The following is a 15,785-nucleotide window of genomic DNA, read 5'->3' as shown; positions in this document are numbered from 1 at the left end:
AACTTACTCCTGCTCAGGATTTCTTAAATAATAACCAACACCACGACGCGTTACTAACCATTCTGGATGGCTAGGATTGTCTTCAATTTTTTCCCGTAAACGACGAACCGTGACATCCACTGTACGGACATCCCCAAAATAGTCGTAACCCCAAACAGTTTGCAATAAATGTTCGCGCGTCATCACTTGCCCAATATGTTTAGCTAAATAGTGTAATAATTCAAACTCACGATGTGTTAATTCAATCTTTGTACCTCTTTTAGACACAATATAAGCCTCTGGATGAATCGTGAGATCGCCAATATTAATTTCGTGGTTTTCTTCGTTTGCTTCTTTATCAGATTGACTAGTGGACCCTTGCCGTCTTAAATTAGCTTTGACACGCGCGACTAATTCTCGGTTAGAGAATGGTTTTGTGACATAGTCGTCGGCCCCTAATTCTAATCCAATCACTTTATCAATTTCCGAATCTTTAGCTGTTACCATAATAATTGGCATATCGTGTGATTTGCGTACCTGGCGGGCGACTTCAAGCCCATCAACCTTAGGTAACATCAAATCTAATAAGATTAAGTCCGGTACGACTTCTTCTACTTGTTGCAGTGCTTCTTCCCCATCATAAGCTGTGTAAACATCATAGCCCTCCTTCGTTAAATTAAACTTAACGATATCCGAGATGGGTTTTTCATCATCAACTACCAATATTTTTTTAGCCATTTTAGTATCCTCCTTGGATGCTTTGTCTTCTATTATACTCATTTTAAGAATGCAATTCAAAATCTGGTCTCGTTTTCAAGCCCGCTATAAACACGTCATTAACGATATTTAAAGGACCTGAATCGCTTGCTACTTACTCCCACAACAATTTTTTTGAAAAAAATAAAAAAAACTGTTTACAGATTGCTAATTCCTATGGTATGATATTTAAGTCGTAAGGCATGAGACATTAAATCACATGGGTGGTTAGCTCAGCTGGCAGAGCAACGGACTCTTAATCCGTGGGTCCAGGGTTCGATCCCCTGACCACCCATCAAGTATACATGATAAACAGTCATAATGATGCAATTGCATCGTTATGACTGTTTTTTTATTAATATAAGCACATTAAATCAATTCAAAAATTTCAAGCGGAGTATTTCACATATGAAAAAAATCACAGCAACTCTAAAAGCACTACAGACGATTATCAAAAATAATGCTCTCTCTATTATCTATATATTAATTATCAATGCACTTATTTTTGTTCCTAGTGTAGCAATCTCTACTCTAATTAAATCTAGCCCTCTAGCTAATAGTATATTACTTATTATCTGCATGCATTTCCTCCTTTCAGTGGAAATTATTGGTATTTTAATCGCCATTTCAAATGATAAAGATACTACTATGTCTCTCTTAAGAATCGCTGTGAATCTCATGCTAGTCGTATTAACAATTATTCTATTTTCTTTTTTTTATAAGTCTAAACAGTCAAGCTATGTATCGTATTATTCCCTTTTGACAGGCTGTCTAATTGTCTCATATTTTATATTTATCATTTTAAAGAAACTCTCTGCTCTTTCACATAAATTTGGTGGAGATTTCATTTGGAAGCTAATAGCTGCTATTTCAACAATTACTACATCTATAATTGCTATTCTACAAACCATTATCGGTCTATATAAATAATAATTAAATGGAGACCCTCATAAAAATTAGAATAGTCATCCTAGACCTATCCTCGCTTGTATAAATTTCAACCATCAAATCTAAGTAAAGATTATCCGTCAAATAAAGCCCGCCTATCTGAAAAGATAAGCGGGCTTTTGTGTCAGGCCTTTACGGCACGGCGTCTTAGTGTAGAGATACTAATGCCAGTTTTTAAACTAACCTCTTGGAACGTTAGTCCTCTTTCAATATCTTTAAGTGCTTTTTCAATTTGCTGATCGGTATATTTTTGTCGCCGACCTTCATGATACATTGGATTTTTCATTCTGGCAGCTTCCTTACCTTCTTGCGTTCTTGTTACGATCATATCTCGCTCAAACTGTGCAAAGGCACTAAGCATCGTCAGCATTAAATTACCAGTCGGCGTATCTTCAATTGTCCCCATGTTTAAAATCGTAACCTTAATATTACGAGCAAACAACTCTTTTGTAATACTTAGCGCGCCGATTGTGTTCCGGGCAAATCGATCTAATTTTGTTACAACCAAAGTATCTCCCGGTTTCAGTTTTTTAAGAAGCAGCTTAAATTTAGGCCGGTCCGTCGTTGTTCCGGTAAATTTTTCGGAATAGATTTTGTCACAATCAGCCTGTTTTAGTTGCTCGATTTGTGTATCTAAATTCTGGCCCATTGTAGACACTCTCGCATAGCCATATTTCATAATAGTGTTACCTCCTAAAATTTGATGCACAAACTAATTTTAAAAGATGAGCGATGATTAGCAAGGGTTATATTTACATTTTGTAAACATTACATTCAAGAACTATATCGATACGCCTTTTACTTCTAGTTACACATTATTTTTTTATTTTGTATATTTTATTATACCTATAAGTTATCACAGGCATCATCTCGGTAAAAGTTATACGCCCAAACACTTCCTGTTATGAATTATCTCTAAGCAAGTTTATTAAAATATTAATAATCATTGAAATTGCACTCTAATAGTCGTTTCCTTTAAAATCGTTATCAAAAAGCACGGTCTATATTAAATTTTGCACAATTATTATTAAATATTTTGAAATACTAGCCATATTATTCTAAAAATCAACTATTAACAATCAAAAAGAATAAATTATTTTTCATTAACGGTTCGCAAATATCGCTTGCTTTTAAATCAGCTCCAATCTCCTTATACTAAGACTAATTACAATCTTTGGAGGATTAGTCATGCTAGCCACAATACTTAAAGAACGCCGTCTTGCTCTACATTTAACCCAACAGGCCGTCGCGAATCAACTACACACAACCCGCCAGACTATTTCGAACTGGGAAAATGGCAAAAACTATCCTGATGTCCCGATGTTAGTCGCCATCAGTAATTTGTATGGTTTATCGCTCGACGATATGTTGAAGAAAGATACCCAGTATCTCAATAAAGTCGCTAACGATTACCAGTTAATCAATCGACAAAAAAGAGGGCATTTATTAGATTATGTTTTGTTACTTACCCTATCCGGGCTGATCATGATCGCCCTTGGCCCTATTTTCTTTAAAGCTCAATTTAATGAGCAGCTAACGGGATTCTTCGTCTTGATTTTTACAACAGTCCTCGTTATCTTAAGCTATTTTAAAACTGCTCAATTTTATCCCAAGCAACCTGGAACTAAGCAACCCTTTCTGATTCCTAAGGTGGTTGGTATCGGACTAACAATTAATCCTAACCATCCAGCCGGTAAAATTATCTGGATAGTGATTTTACTCTTTGTGCTAGGCAGTCTACTAACGGTTATTTTTTGATTCATCCGCTTTATTTCCCCGGTAATAAAAAAGAAGCTTCCCTCTAGACCAGTATCTAGGGAAAGCTTCTTTTTTATATTTTTTCACTGCACAATTTGCTGTTCTTCAACTTCATTATATTGATACAACAGGAGTTCCATAATGGCAATTAATGAAACATGCGATGTCATTTCAACTTGATGCTGGTACAGTTCGTCTGTAAACAGATAAAGATTGATATCACTCATATTTTGAAGCGTATTATTATTGGCACCTGTAATTGACACTAACTTTGCATATTGACATTTGCGTTCAATAATTTGCAAAATCTCAATTAATTCTTTATCTTCACCTTCGTAATTAAAAACAAACAAGATATCATCTCGATTAATATTTCGGTAAGCAAGCTGGCGTTGTTCATAATTCTTCGGAAAGATTACAATAAAGCCTTTTAAGGTATATAGGTATTCAATATATTCCGCAGCATACTTACTAAAACCTTTTGCGAAAAAATACAGCTTGGGCTTTTTTGTCATTAACGTCACAATTGCATTTAACTTATCATTATCTAAGACGCGGACCGTTTCATTAATATTCTTGAGATATTCAGCTCTGTAAGCCACTTGATTCACCACAAACGGATTCACTTCATCAGTTTGATTCTGATTTAAAATCGTATATTTAATAACGGTGATAAACTCACTATAACCAGAGAAGCCAATTTTACGAACAAAGCGTAAAAACGTCGTCGTCGATACAAAACATTCGGCGGCTAATTCACGAATACTACGATTTTTAATGCCATCCATATTTTTAATGACATAATCTAGTAAAATCTGTTCATTTTTATTTAACTTCTCAACATTCGCATTAATAATTTCAAAAAAATTCATTTTAAGCCTCCGTATATGCAGGTACTGCCGTAACAACACAGTGAACATCCCCGCCACCCAATAGTAGTTCTCTTGCGTATACTGGTTCTATCTTGCGATCTGGGAAAAGTTGCGCCAATTTTTGAATTGCCACGGTATCTTGGGGGTCATCAAAAACAGGTACGATAATCGCATCATTTAGCGCGTAGTAATTAACATAACTAGCAGTTAAACGGTCACCTGGATAGCGTGGTAAGAGCCCATTGATTGGATCAACACCTGCGCTTTCTTCTTGGGTCGCAAACAGCGGCTTAGGCATTTGTAGCTTATGAATCTTAAAGTGCCGTCCCTTAGCATCTGTCGCGGCTTCTAGAATGCGATAAGCTTCTTCTGAGCTGGCATATTGTGGATCCGTTTTGTCATCCGTCCAAGTTAGTAACAATTCCCCAGGGCGCACGAAACTAAGCATATTATCAACATCCCCATTGGTTTCATCCATAAAATAGCCTAGTTTTAACCAAATCACCTTTTCAATGCCTAGATAAGCTTTTAAAACAGCTTCGACTTCAGCTTTAGTAAGTGTGCCATTGCGACCTTCTGAGAGGATTGACTCTTCAGTTACAATCAGCGTGCCCTCACCATCTGTATGAAAGGCACAGCCTTCTAAAATAAAATTCTCTAGACGATAATAATCGATGCCGGTTAACTCACATAATTTCTGTGCAACCTGATCGTCCATATCCCAAGGAAAATAAAGGCCATCCACTAAACCGCCCCAAGCATTAAAACGCCAATCAACCGCCCGAATTTGATTCTTTTGATTTAATAAATAAGTTGGGCCGATATCCTTAATCCAAGCATCGTTATAACTCATCTCAATCACTCGGATATCTGCGGGTAGCGCGTAGCGCGCATTTTGATATTGTTCTTTTGAAACTAACATCGTTACTGGTTCGTAACGGTTAATAATGGTCGCAATTTCCGCGAAGGTTTTTTGGGCCGGTTTGGCCCCGTTGCGCCAATTATCTGAACGTTCCGGCCACATCATAATCGATTCACGATGGCGTTTTGTTTCTGCTGGTAGATAGTATTGATCTTCTTTAGGGGTAGTCCCTACGATTTTCATTGTGCCACTCCATTCTGCTCTCTCATATTGCTTGATTATAACCCAAAAAGCGACTAGAAAATCGACTAGTCGCTGCTTTGAAAACTACTGATGAATAACGGTTCCTTTATCGCCTGTGATAATTTGGCGAACATCATCTAATGCACCAATCACGGCCGGATTACCGGTTTTTTTAACGAATTGAACAGCTGCTTTAACCTTAGGCATCATACTGCCTTTAGCAAATTCATCGGCATCAATATGCTTTTGAATTTCATGAGCAGTAACATCAAAAATCTCTTCTTGGTCTGGTTTCCCAAAGCGATAAAACACGCCGCCAACAGAGGTCAAAATAATTAATTGATCAGCCTCAACAAGTTCCGCAATTTTAGCGGCACTAAAGTCCTTATCAATCACGGCTTCGGTGCCAATTAATTGATCACCAGATTTAACAACGGGAATCCCGCCACCGCCAGAGATAATTGGAATAATACCTGCTTCAATCACTTTCTTGATTGCCGGATATTCCTTAATTTCAACAGGTTGTGGTGAAGGTACCACGCGCCGATAGCCACGGCCGGCATCTTCCATCATTTGCCAATCAGGGTGCTTTTCTTGAAGCCCTTTAAGCGCTGCTGCTTCGTAAAAAGGCCCGATTGGTTTAGTGGGTTGGTGAAATGCTGGATCATCAGCTGCTACGATGGTTTGCGTCACCATCGCCACCACGCTTTTATCAATTTTTCTGAGTGCTAATTCTTCCTGCATTGCATTTTGGAACCAATAACCAATACTCCCCTGCGTCATTGCACCGCAAGTGTCTAAAGCCATTGCGGGATTTTTATCACTGTCAGCTGCTTGTTGTTGCAACAATAGATTCCCGACTTGTGGACCGTTACCATGCGTAATGATTAGTTGATCACCATTTTCAACAAAGTTGATTAATTCTTTGACAGTCGCTTTGACTGCCTTTTTTTGTGCTGTATCGGAGGCATCATTTGCTAAAATAGCATTGCCGCCAAGCGCTACTACGATTTTTGCCATCACTAGACCCCTATTCTAACGACCGGCCGGAATTTGTTGGGTGATACAGTGAATATTGCCGCCACCTAATAAGATTTCGCGGGCTGGCACACCAACAATCTTGCGATCTGGATATAATTTTTGAAGTGTTTCTTGTGCTTTTTCATCCATTGGATCATTAAATAATGGAAAGACAATCCCACCGTTTGCAGTGTAGTAGTTAACGTAGCTAGCAGCTAATCGGTCCCCTGCTAAACGTGGTAACGTCCCGTCAACTGTATCAACACCTTGGCTTTCGGCTTCCGTGATTAAAATTGGTTTTGGCAAGTATAATTTTTCAACTTGTAACTTGCGGCCCTTAGCGTCCGTTTCATTGATCAATAGGTCATAGTTCTCTTTTGAAATTGCGTATTGTGGATCTGATTGATCGTCGGTCCAAGCCAAGACAACGTGCCCTGGTTTGACGAAATTGGCGATGTTATCAACATGACCGTTTGTTTCATCTAGGTAGATTCCCTTTTTCAACCAGATAATCTTTTCAACATTGAGATATTCTTTCAAAATACTTTCAATTTGATCTTTAGAAAGTTGTGGATTACGGCCATCAGATAATAAGCATTCTTCGGTTACGAGTAATGTGCCCTCACCATCAACGTGGATTGAACCACCTTCCAAAACAAAATCATCCAAGCGATAACGATCGCGACCTTCGATTTCGCAAACCTTTTGAGCGACACGGTCATCCTTGTCCCATGGGAAATACAAGCCATCAACAAGGCCGCCCCAAGCGTTAAATGTCCAATCAACACCCCGACTGTCACCCTTGTCATTGACCACAAATGTTGGCCCACAATCACGGATCCAAGAATCGTTATTCGACATTTCAACAACTTGGATATTATCAGCCAACATGTGCCGGGCATTTGTATATTGACGATCACTAACGCCAACGGTCACACTTTCGAATTGGGCGATTGTCTCAGCGACTTTGGCAAAAGTTGCTTGGGCTGGCTTAGCCCCTTCGCGCCAATTATCTGGTCGTTCTGGCCATAAAAGATAAACGCCTTTGTGAGCTTCGAATTCACCGGGCATGCGGTAACCGTCTTTTTTAGGCGATGTTTGTAATGTTTTCATAGTACTAACTTCCTTTCTATTTCTGATCAACTTGTTTTTCAGCGTGTCTGATACAAATTTCTCCAATAATGATAGTGACAATCGTCCCAATTAAGATTGGTAACTTACTATTTAACTCTGCGTAACTGCCGTTTAATGGCACCGCCGTTAAGATTAAGGTTAAGCCCAATAAAATTAAGGGTACGTAAGTCATCAAGCGGATAATCACTGCATTACCATGGATTTTAAAAGGCCGATTACGATCTGGATCAATCTTTCTGAGTTTTAAAAATGATGGGAACATCAACATATATGACCCTAGTAAAGCGACCACATTCAGTGAGAAGAAAGCCCAGAAAATATTGGGATTGGGAATAAATGGTGCGGCGACTACTAAAATCGTTGCGATAATGCCGTTTAAGAATGTTGCCCCGACTGGCATCCCATTTTTAGCGCTCGTTTTTTGGAAAACGCGGGGTAAATCATTATTCTTAGCAGCATATAATGCAACATAGTTAACGCCGGCTGACCACGAAATTAAGTTGGCTGCTAGTGTGTACATAAAAAGAATGCCAATTAAAACCACAAACCAATTATGATGACCAACCAATAGTAAAATACTATCCATTAAGCCACCGGATGTCGATAGTTGACTGCTTGGAATTGCAGCGCCCATCCCGAAAGCGGCAAATAAGTAGAAGACAGCAATCAAGACACCACCCCAGATAATGGCTTGGGGAATTTGTTTCTTAGGATTTTCCATATCACTAGCCATTGTTGCAACCACTTCAAAACCTAAGAAGTTAAACAAAATGACTGAGATATACCCGAGACTCGTCGCATCAAATTTGGGCAACATCGCTGTCCCAGAAAAATCATTAGCTAATCCTTGCGTAGCAGCATGATAGATTCCAAGTGCCCCTACACTAAGCATAATAACTACCTTGGCAACCGCAGCTAAATTCAAAATCCATTTACTATCCGCAATTGGATAACAACTAATGAGTGTGACAAGCCAGATAAAGACGAGTTCAATAATGATCCCAACAGGTGTCGCTATCTTAATCTGAAAAATTTGTGCCAGTACTTCGTTGAATAAGACCGCTAAACTCGCCATCCAGATGGGGAAATTAATCCAATATAACCAGGCTGCTCTTCCGCCCCATTTGCGACCAAAGGCCCGTTTAACCCAGTCATAAATGCCACCTTCATCATCATATGTCGTCCCTAATTCCGCAGAGATTAAGCCATACGGTAAGAAGAAAAACAGTAATAAGGCACCCCACCAAAAGAATTGCGATGGTCCGATTGCAGCAGCTGGTGCAGCCGATTCAACGACTAAGACAACGACTACCGACATTAATACGGCATCAAATAGTTTAAACTTTTTCTTTTCCATATTGTCACCCTCATTTATTGATCAACTATTGTCTACTGACTATTTGGTTGAATCAATTCGATTATTTAATAAGTCTTTTAATGCTGGATCTTTTAAGTTGTTTAATGTGTCATCTGAATAATCGATAATTGGGGCCATGAGATAAACAAGTAATGCGCGCATGGCTGTTAAACGATTTTCAGCTTCGTCCCAAGCAACTGAAGCATCTGAATCAAGCACACTATCTGTCACTTCTTCGCCACGGTTAGCTGGTAAACAATGCATGAATTTAGCATGTTTAGCAGCTTTAGCCATCAATTCATCATTAACTTGGTATTTAGGATAAAAAATTGCCATCCGTTCGTCATATGAAAGTGGTGATTCGTATAAACCGTACCAAACATCGGTATAAACAAAGTCAGCATCTTTCATAGCTTCATCGGCATCTTCTGTGATTAAAACACTGCCGCCTGAAACTTCGGCATTCTTTTGACCGATTGCTAAGGTTTCTGGTTTGATTTGATAGCCTTTTGGTCCATATTGAACGAATTGCATCCCCATCTTAGTAGCAACAAACATTAATGAGACACAGACTTGGGTGGCATCCCCCACGAAAACAACTTTACAATCGCTTAATTTCTTACCAGCAGGTAAATGTTCTGCCATTGTGATAATGTCGCCAATTTCTTGTGTTGGGTGATTGTAATCAGTCATCCCGTTTAAAACGGGTACTGTGGCTGCGTTCGCAATTGTTTCGATTGTGTCGTGAGTTGCAACGCGGGCCATCAAGATATCAACTAACCGTGATAAAACAATTGCGGTGTCGCCTAGTGATTCACTTTCAGCACTGCCAAGGTGAATTTGACCAGGTGCTAAGTATTGAGCGTGACCACCAAGTTGGGTCATTGCGGTTTCAAATGATACCCGTGTTCGAGTTGATGATTCTTCGAATAACATCCCTAATGTGCGATTGCTTAATAATTGTGGATAGTCACCGGCTTTGATATCCTTTTTAATTTGTAAACCTAAATCAATTAAATATTGAATTTCTGCTTGTGTATAATCCTTTGTATCGATAAAATCTCTTTTCATATTGGCCATCTCCTAATTAATCTCTTTTGACTACGCTTACAATATAATTTTTTCACGGCCAAATTGAAATAGGTTTGACGACTATCGGTTTAGACGAAATCGTTGTGTATTTTGTTCCATTTTGCGGAACAAAATACACCCTTTTAACAGCATACAAAAAGACCCCAGTCGCGGTATTTACCGCACTGAGGTCTTTATTTTTTAATTAGCCAAATACTTTTAAGTTGGTTTTATTCGCTTTTTCAGTCTTCACTAATTCGCCTTGGACACACCACCGACGCACTGTGTTGTCACAAGTAATCAAGGTGACCATTTTATGTCCCGGGACATCATCAATCACTTTGACTTCTTCAGGGGCAATCGACTTTTTAACGTTTACCCGGTATGAATAGACATTTTGTAAATCGGTTAGATAAACCATATCGCCGACTTTAACATTTTCCAATGGTAAAAAGATGTTGGTAAAAGAATGACCTGCTAAAGCGTAGTTATTATCCGCGCCCATTTTCTGGTCAGGTTTCATCGTACCACCGCCTTGGGCCATGGTCGCTTCTGAGACACCCTTCATGACTGGCAACGCAATGCCGACGCTCGGAACCGCAACCTTCCCTAAAACAATCACATCACCCTTAACGGCGGCGCTGACGATTTGCTTCGTATCGAGTGTTTTAACACTATTAAAATCAAAATTTGCTTTTTTATGTTGATTCTGCTTAATTTGAGCGGCCGTCACCGTATTCATCCGGTGGTTAGCCATTGATTTAACCATTTGATTGCGAATTGGGCCAATAAAAACAAGTATTAAACCAATGAGCAATAAGAGTGCCAGTAGACTATTAATGAGCCGGTTCTTCGTCTTTTTTTGCACAACAATTTATCCCCTTTACTACTGATTTATTTTATTGTATCACATCTCAAAGCGGTTGCTCATTTTAAAAGGCCTTATTTTTCCACAATAATTGCCGGATGCATCAAATTCCGAAATAAATTAGCGGTAATTGCGATTGAAAGTGAAGCAACGACCAATCCTAGGTCAATCAACATGACACCCGGCGTCGCTTGTTTAACTGCGATTAAATAAAATAACGGCAAACTCAATAGGTAAGCCGCACCATTAATGCTGGCGACTTTTTGAATTTGACGGAGGGCTCGTTGTGTCTGTTGGCCAAAATGACCGACTAGATCGACTTCGCGTAAAATCCGTTGAAGTTGGCATAGTCCCCAGAGCGCTAGGATCAAAGACCCATAAACCAAAATCACAACCAACCACAAGCCACCTGGAATTTGGGGGAAGTTCTGCGCAATTTTATGCGTCAAGCGGGGCCCAATCAGCCCGATAAAGATTAGCGGTAAACTGGCTAAGCCACAAACTAATTTCAAAAATAGGATTTGAATTTTCATGTCACTCACCTCCTCTTTAATTTAAGCGATTCACCTCAAATAAACAATTTAATCGTCGCGCTTTTATCCAAAAATTAAGAAACAAAAAAACGGCTGATCCACTGGATCAACCGCTAAGTCGGCTTAACCGACGTTTAAAATATACATAAAGATTACGAATACGAAAAAGAGCACATACATAATCGGATGAATTTCCTTACGACGACCAGCCGTAATCATCGTGATTGGATAAACGATAAACCCTAAAGCAATCCCATCTGAGATACTATAAGTTAACGGCATCCCCAACACAATTAAGAAGGCTGGAATCGCGATTTCCAATTTTTCCCAATCAATTTTCTTCAATGATTGCGCCATTAAGACCCCAACAATCACTAACGCAGGTGCGGTCACTTGTGACGTCACCACCGTTAGCAGTGGTGAGAAGAATAAACTAAAGACAAACAAAATCCCAGTAACCACTGCTGTTAAACCAGTCCGGCCACCAACGGCAATCCCGGCTGATGATTCAACAAAGGCCCCCACCGGTGATGTCCCCAAGAGTGAACCAGCCAACATTGCTGAAGAATCTGACATTAAAGCTTTCCCAACACGTGGCATCTTGTTGTCCTTCATGAAACCTGCTTGTTCAGCTAAACCAACCAAGGTCCCAGCTGTATCGAAGAAGGTCACCAATAAGAAGGTCAAGACAACCACCCACATTTGAACTGTATTAATATCCCCGATATGATTCAAACCTGCTAAGAACGTTGGTTTTAAACTAGGTGCTGCGGCCACAAAATGAGTGGGTAATTTAATTAAACCCGTTACCGCCCCTAAAATAGACGTTAAAACCATTCCGATAAAAATCGCACCCGGTACTTTTTTAACCATTAAAATAATTGTAATAATTAAGCCAAAAACAGTTAACCAAGTCGTACCCTGTGAGAAGTCCCCAAGACCGACAACTGTTGATTTGTTGGCGACGATTAAACCACCACCATGTAAGCCGATAAAGGCCACAAACATCCCAATTCCGGCCGAAATTGCTAATTTGAGATCGCGCGGAATCGCATCAATAATGATTTCACGTAATTTGAAAATGGTGATTACCATGAAAATCAATGAAGCGACAAAAACACCTGCGAGTGCTGTTTGCCATGAAACACCCATCCCAATAACGACTGAATAACTGAAGAACGCGTTAATCCCAAGTGCGGGGGCTGTTGCAATTGGATATTTAGCGTACAAGCCCATCAAGAAACACCCGATGGCACTGGCTAAGGCAGTTGCCGCGAAAACGGCGCCTTTATCCATTCCAGAAGCACCCAAAACGCTTGGATTAACAAATAAAATGTAAACCATTGAAATAAACGTGGTGAACCCGGCTAGAATTTCCCGTTGAACCGTTGAATGTTGTGCTTCGATACCGAAGAACCGACTTACTTTTTCCATAATAACTCCTCTAAAACAACTAATTTTCCCACTATCTTTTTAGTGGTAATGTGTGTATAATACTGACTGGTGCCAAACCCATGAGAATGAAAGTTTGTTGGCGCGTTTAACGACGCGTTTCGAAAACGAACTTTGCATTCTCTTTTTTTTACCCTTTTTTAGGTTGTGCTTACCAGATGGCTTTTAAAATATTGGTTTGATCACGATCGGGACCAACCGCAAATGTGGCTAATGGTAAATCAACCAATTCTTGCAAGCGTTCAACATACCGCCGTGCATTGACTGGTAATTCTTCAAGTGTCTTAACGCCCGTAATATCTTCATCCCAACCAGGTAATTCTTCATAGATTGGTGTACAACGTGCTAATTCACTTAAGCTTGCTGGGTAACGATCGATACGTTCACCATCTAATTCATAAGCGACACAAATCTTCAACGTCTTCAAACCGGTTAAAACATCGACACAGTTTAAGCAAAGTTGGGTTAAACCAGCGACCCGTTTAGAATGACGAAGGACAACTGTATCAAACCAACCAATTCGACGCGGACGTCCGGTAACAGTGCCGTATTCGTGGCCCGCTTGGCGAATGAAATCGCCCGTTTCATCGAATAATTCAGTTGGGAACGGACCATCACCAACACGTGATGTATAAGCTTTAGCAACCCCGACCACTTCATCAATCCGTGAAGCGCCGACCCCTGAACCAGTTGAAACGCCACCGGCAGGATTTGAAGAAGTTACAAATGGGTAAGTCCCTTGGTCGATATCCAATAAAATACCTTGGGCCCCTTCGAATAAGACGTTGCCCTTTTGATCTAAAACATCATTTAAAACAACCGATGTATCGCAAACATATTGTTTTAATTCTTGACCATATTGGTAGTATTCTTCAAAAATTGAGTCGAAATCTAGAGCTTCAACTTCATAAATCTTGGTAAATAAGGCATTTTTTTCAGCTAAGTTTTGTTTTAATTTAGTTGCAAATAACTCTTTATCTAATAGATCAGCCACGCGAATGCCGCTTCTGGCAGCTTTATCCATATAAGCTGGGCCGATTCCACGATTAGTCGTCCCAATCTTTTGATCACCCTTAGCAGCTTCTTGTAAGCTATCTAGCTTAATGTGATAAGGCAAGATGACGTGGGCCCGATCTGATAATTTCAATTGACTTGTATCCACATTCTTGTCAGCTAAACCACGTAATTCACCAACAAGTGATTTAGGGTTAACCACAACCCCGTTACCGATGACGCTGACCTTGTCACTGTTAAAAATCCCAGATGGAATTAATTGTAAATGATAAGTATCTTCGCCTAATTTAATGGTGTGGCCTGCATTGTCTCCACCTTGATAACGAGCGATTGCGTCAGCATTCTGACCTAAAAAGTCGGTGATTTTCCCCTTACCTTCGTCGCCCCATTGTGTTCCAACTACTACTGCAGATGTCATATGAATAAACCCCTTTATTCAAGTTAATTGACTTAACTTGATATTTAAGTACTAAACTCACAAAAGCTATTGTACCAACTCAGCTATTTGAAATCAACTTAAAACACGAACTTTATTAATAAACACTACCCAATTAACGTTTTAAATCTTAATGATGATTACACCATCTTAAAACAGCGCTTTAAATACGAACAATAATTATCGTTTTGACATCCATTCACTGTCCCTCTACAATTAAACCATCTTAATCTTTCAAGGAGTTGCCTAATGTTATATCTCGATAATATCATCACCGCAGCGACCATTTTTCCGTTTGTCGCAATCGCCCTCACAATTCCGGTTTTAATCTATCATTACCGGCGTTTTGGCGCAATCACCTTTTGGCGGAGCCTCGTTATTTACAGCTTTATCTTCTATCTATTAGCCGCCTACTGTCTTATTATACTCCCATTACCACCAAAATCAGTCGTCGCTCATTTGACAACGCCGCGTTATAATCTAGTGCCGTTTACTTTTGTCCGCGAATTTATTAACACGACACACTGGGTTTGGAATCAACCGGCAACCTATCTCGCAACGCTTAAACAAGCCGCGACGATTCAACCGCTCTTTAATATCGTTTTAACCATCCCCTTTGGTGTTTATCTCCGTTACTTCTTCCGGACGTCATTCAAACAAACCCTATTATTGAGTTTTGGCCTCTCATTGTTCTTCGAATTAACCCAACTGTCAGGACTCTACGGTATTTATCCGCGCCCTTATCGGTTATTCGACGTTGATGATTTACTGCTAAACACAAGTGGTGGGCTCATCGGCTTTGGCTTAGCCCCCTTATTAACCTATTTCTTGCCGACCCGCGATGCACTTGATCAAGCGGCCTACATCAATGGGCAAAAAGTTGGCTATCTCCGCCGCTTATTAGCACTGGGAATCGACTATTGTCTCCTAACACTAATTGGCATAATTGTCACAGCGAGTTGGCGTTTATTAAAACTACCAACTTTTGGTAATGACGTTTTCTACTACTGCTTAGAAAATGGACTCTATTTTGTCTTACTGCCCGTCTTCTGGCGCGGTCAAACACCTGGTAAAGCTATTTTACGATTAAAAATTACTGCTGACAATGCCGTTGCTTGGCGGATATTCAGTCGCCAATTTTTACTGTTCTTTATTATCCTCCCTAGTTTCCAACTATGGCGCATCACCATTGATGCCTTGGTTGCTAGTGGTCAAACCCATTTAGATATCTATCTTTTACTGGGAGGACTGGCGGCCTTACCACCGGTCTTATTTATGGGCAACTTCCTATTATCGTGGCTTTTCAAAAAGCCCCAACTCTTTTATGAGAAGTTAACCAAAACCCAAGAAATGAGTCTGATTCAGCCACAAGCTACGCATCCCTTAAAAAATAATTAAAAAAACCGATTAATTCTAAAGGTCTAGCAAATTAACATACTTTCCCTCTTAAATTAGCTATAATGAAGTTATCTTATATCTGAG

At 39.7% G+C, this 15,785-nt stretch carries 15 protein-coding genes and 1 tRNA gene; 4 read left to right on the top strand and 12 right to left on the bottom strand.

The annotated features are described in order from the left end of the window. Positions 1 to 3: 3 nt before the first annotated feature. Positions 4 to 717: a DNA-binding response regulator gene (locus C0213_00380; protein ID AUX10960.1), complete on the bottom strand. Its 714-nt coding sequence runs from the start codon at positions 715 to 717 to the stop codon at positions 4 to 6. 240 nt (positions 718 to 957) lie between these two features. Between C0213_00380 and C0213_00375 the strand changes: the two genes are divergently transcribed. Both C0213_00375 and C0213_00370 read left to right on the top strand, forming a co-directional pair. Continuing rightward, positions 958 to 1,033: transfer RNA gene (locus tag C0213_00375), tRNA-Lys, on the top strand. A gap of 110 nt (positions 1,034 to 1,143) precedes the next feature. Beyond that, positions 1,144 to 1,665, top strand: a complete 522-nt coding sequence (locus C0213_00370) for a hypothetical protein (GenBank protein AUX10959.1) — start codon at positions 1,144 to 1,146, stop codon at positions 1,663 to 1,665. A 142-nt stretch (positions 1,666 to 1,807) separates the two neighbouring features. On the opposite strand, the gene C0213_00365 is transcribed toward C0213_00370, so the two are convergent. Then, positions 1,808 to 2,362, bottom strand: coding sequence for a resolvase (locus tag C0213_00365; protein AUX10958.1), 555 nt, complete (start codon positions 2,360 to 2,362; stop codon positions 1,808 to 1,810). 509 nt (positions 2,363 to 2,871) lie between these two features. On the opposite strand from C0213_00365, the gene C0213_00360 reads away from it, so the two are divergent. After that, positions 2,872 to 3,441 (top strand): XRE family transcriptional regulator, encoded by a 570-nt coding sequence (locus tag C0213_00360; protein ID AUX10957.1) that lies wholly within the window; start codon positions 2,872 to 2,874, stop codon positions 3,439 to 3,441. 83 nt (positions 3,442 to 3,524) lie between these two features. On the opposite strand, the gene C0213_00355 is transcribed toward C0213_00360, so the two are convergent. From C0213_00355 to C0213_00310, 10 genes are all read right to left on the bottom strand, one after another. Next, positions 3,525 to 4,313: a MurR/RpiR family transcriptional regulator gene (locus C0213_00355; protein AUX10956.1), complete on the bottom strand. Its 789-nt coding sequence runs from the start codon at positions 4,311 to 4,313 to the stop codon at positions 3,525 to 3,527. A 1-nt stretch (position 4,314) separates the two neighbouring features. After that, the gene (aguA, locus tag C0213_00350) at positions 4,315 to 5,418 is read right to left on the bottom strand and encodes an agmatine deiminase (protein ID AUX10955.1); all 1,104 of its coding nucleotides are present in this window, start codon (positions 5,416 to 5,418) and stop codon (positions 4,315 to 4,317) included. An 84-nt stretch (positions 5,419 to 5,502) separates the two neighbouring features. Then, on the bottom strand, positions 5,503 to 6,438 hold the full coding sequence (arcC, locus tag C0213_00345; protein AUX10954.1) for a carbamate kinase: 936 nt from the start codon (positions 6,436 to 6,438) through the stop codon (positions 5,503 to 5,505). Positions 6,439 to 6,453: 15 nt separating this feature from the next. Then, entirely contained in the window at positions 6,454 to 7,551 is a 1,098-nt protein-coding gene (gene aguA / locus C0213_00340; protein ID AUX10953.1) for an agmatine deiminase, read from the bottom strand. A gap of 16 nt (positions 7,552 to 7,567) precedes the next feature. Continuing rightward, positions 7,568 to 8,929, bottom strand: coding sequence for an amino acid:proton antiporter (locus C0213_00335; protein AUX10952.1), 1,362 nt, complete (start codon positions 8,927 to 8,929; stop codon positions 7,568 to 7,570). 39 nt (positions 8,930 to 8,968) lie between these two features. Next, the gene (locus C0213_00330; protein ID AUX10951.1) at positions 8,969 to 10,000 is read right to left on the bottom strand and encodes a putrescine carbamoyltransferase; all 1,032 of its coding nucleotides are present in this window, start codon (positions 9,998 to 10,000) and stop codon (positions 8,969 to 8,971) included. 205 nt (positions 10,001 to 10,205) lie between these two features. Then, on the bottom strand, positions 10,206 to 10,868 hold the full coding sequence (locus tag C0213_00325; GenBank protein AUX10950.1) for a class A sortase: 663 nt from the start codon (positions 10,866 to 10,868) through the stop codon (positions 10,206 to 10,208). Between the two features lie 74 nt (positions 10,869 to 10,942). Next, positions 10,943 to 11,401: a hypothetical protein gene (locus C0213_00320; protein ID AUX10949.1), complete on the bottom strand. Its 459-nt coding sequence runs from the start codon at positions 11,399 to 11,401 to the stop codon at positions 10,943 to 10,945. 123 nt (positions 11,402 to 11,524) lie between these two features. Further along, positions 11,525 to 12,835, bottom strand: a complete 1,311-nt coding sequence (locus C0213_00315; protein ID AUX10948.1) for a guanine permease — start codon at positions 12,833 to 12,835, stop codon at positions 11,525 to 11,527. 169 nt (positions 12,836 to 13,004) lie between these two features. After that, the gene (locus C0213_00310) at positions 13,005 to 14,285 is read right to left on the bottom strand and encodes an adenylosuccinate synthetase (protein ID AUX10947.1); all 1,281 of its coding nucleotides are present in this window, start codon (positions 14,283 to 14,285) and stop codon (positions 13,005 to 13,007) included. A 267-nt stretch (positions 14,286 to 14,552) separates the two neighbouring features. Between C0213_00310 and C0213_00305 the strand changes: the two genes are divergently transcribed. Next, the gene (locus C0213_00305; GenBank protein AUX10946.1) at positions 14,553 to 15,701 is read left to right on the top strand and encodes an RDD family protein; all 1,149 of its coding nucleotides are present in this window, start codon (positions 14,553 to 14,555) and stop codon (positions 15,699 to 15,701) included. Positions 15,702 to 15,785: the final 84 nt, after the last annotated feature.

Origin of the sequence: Latilactobacillus sakei, assembly GCA_002953655.1 — a bacterium.
GTDB classification, from domain to species: domain Bacteria; phylum Bacillota; class Bacilli; order Lactobacillales; family Lactobacillaceae; genus Latilactobacillus; species Latilactobacillus sakei_A.
Note: the sequence above shows the minus strand (reverse complement) of the source record. Positions and strands in the feature narration are given on the sequence as shown.

What these genes read in the sequence shown, in the direction of transcription:
- C0213_00335 (AUX10952.1), bottom strand. Translation starts at nt 8,929, where the DNA reads ATGGAAAAGAAAAAGTTTAAACTATTTGATGCCGTATTAATGTCGGTA.
- C0213_00355 (AUX10956.1), bottom strand. Translation starts at nt 4,313, where the DNA reads ATGAATTTTTTTGAAATTATTAATGCGAATGTTGAGAAGTTAAATAAA.
- C0213_00305 (AUX10946.1), top strand. Translation starts at nt 14,553, where the DNA reads ATGTTATATCTCGATAATATCATCACCGCAGCGACCATTTTTCCGTTT.
- C0213_00330 (AUX10951.1), bottom strand. Translation starts at nt 10,000, where the DNA reads ATGAAAAGAGATTTTATCGATACAAAGGATTATACACAAGCAGAAATT.
- C0213_00310 (AUX10947.1), bottom strand. Translation starts at nt 14,285, where the DNA reads ATGACATCTGCAGTAGTAGTTGGAACACAATGGGGCGACGAAGGTAAG.
- aguA (AUX10953.1), bottom strand. Translation starts at nt 7,551, where the DNA reads ATGAAAACATTACAAACATCGCCTAAAAAAGACGGTTACCGCATGCCC.
- C0213_00315 (AUX10948.1), bottom strand. Translation starts at nt 12,835, where the DNA reads ATGGAAAAAGTAAGTCGGTTCTTCGGTATCGAAGCACAACATTCAACG.
- C0213_00360 (AUX10957.1), top strand. Translation starts at nt 2,872, where the DNA reads ATGCTAGCCACAATACTTAAAGAACGCCGTCTTGCTCTACATTTAACC.
- C0213_00365 (AUX10958.1), bottom strand. Translation starts at nt 2,362, where the DNA reads ATGAAATATGGCTATGCGAGAGTGTCTACAATGGGCCAGAATTTAGAT.
- C0213_00370 (AUX10959.1), top strand. Translation starts at nt 1,144, where the DNA reads ATGAAAAAAATCACAGCAACTCTAAAAGCACTACAGACGATTATCAAA.
- arcC (AUX10954.1), bottom strand. Translation starts at nt 6,438, where the DNA reads ATGGCAAAAATCGTAGTAGCGCTTGGCGGCAATGCTATTTTAGCAAAT.
- C0213_00320 (AUX10949.1), bottom strand. Translation starts at nt 11,401, where the DNA reads ATGAAAATTCAAATCCTATTTTTGAAATTAGTTTGTGGCTTAGCCAGT.
- C0213_00380 (AUX10960.1), bottom strand. Translation starts at nt 717, where the DNA reads ATGGCTAAAAAAATATTGGTAGTTGATGATGAAAAACCCATCTCGGAT.
- aguA (AUX10955.1), bottom strand. Translation starts at nt 5,418, where the DNA reads ATGAAAATCGTAGGGACTACCCCTAAAGAAGATCAATACTATCTACCA.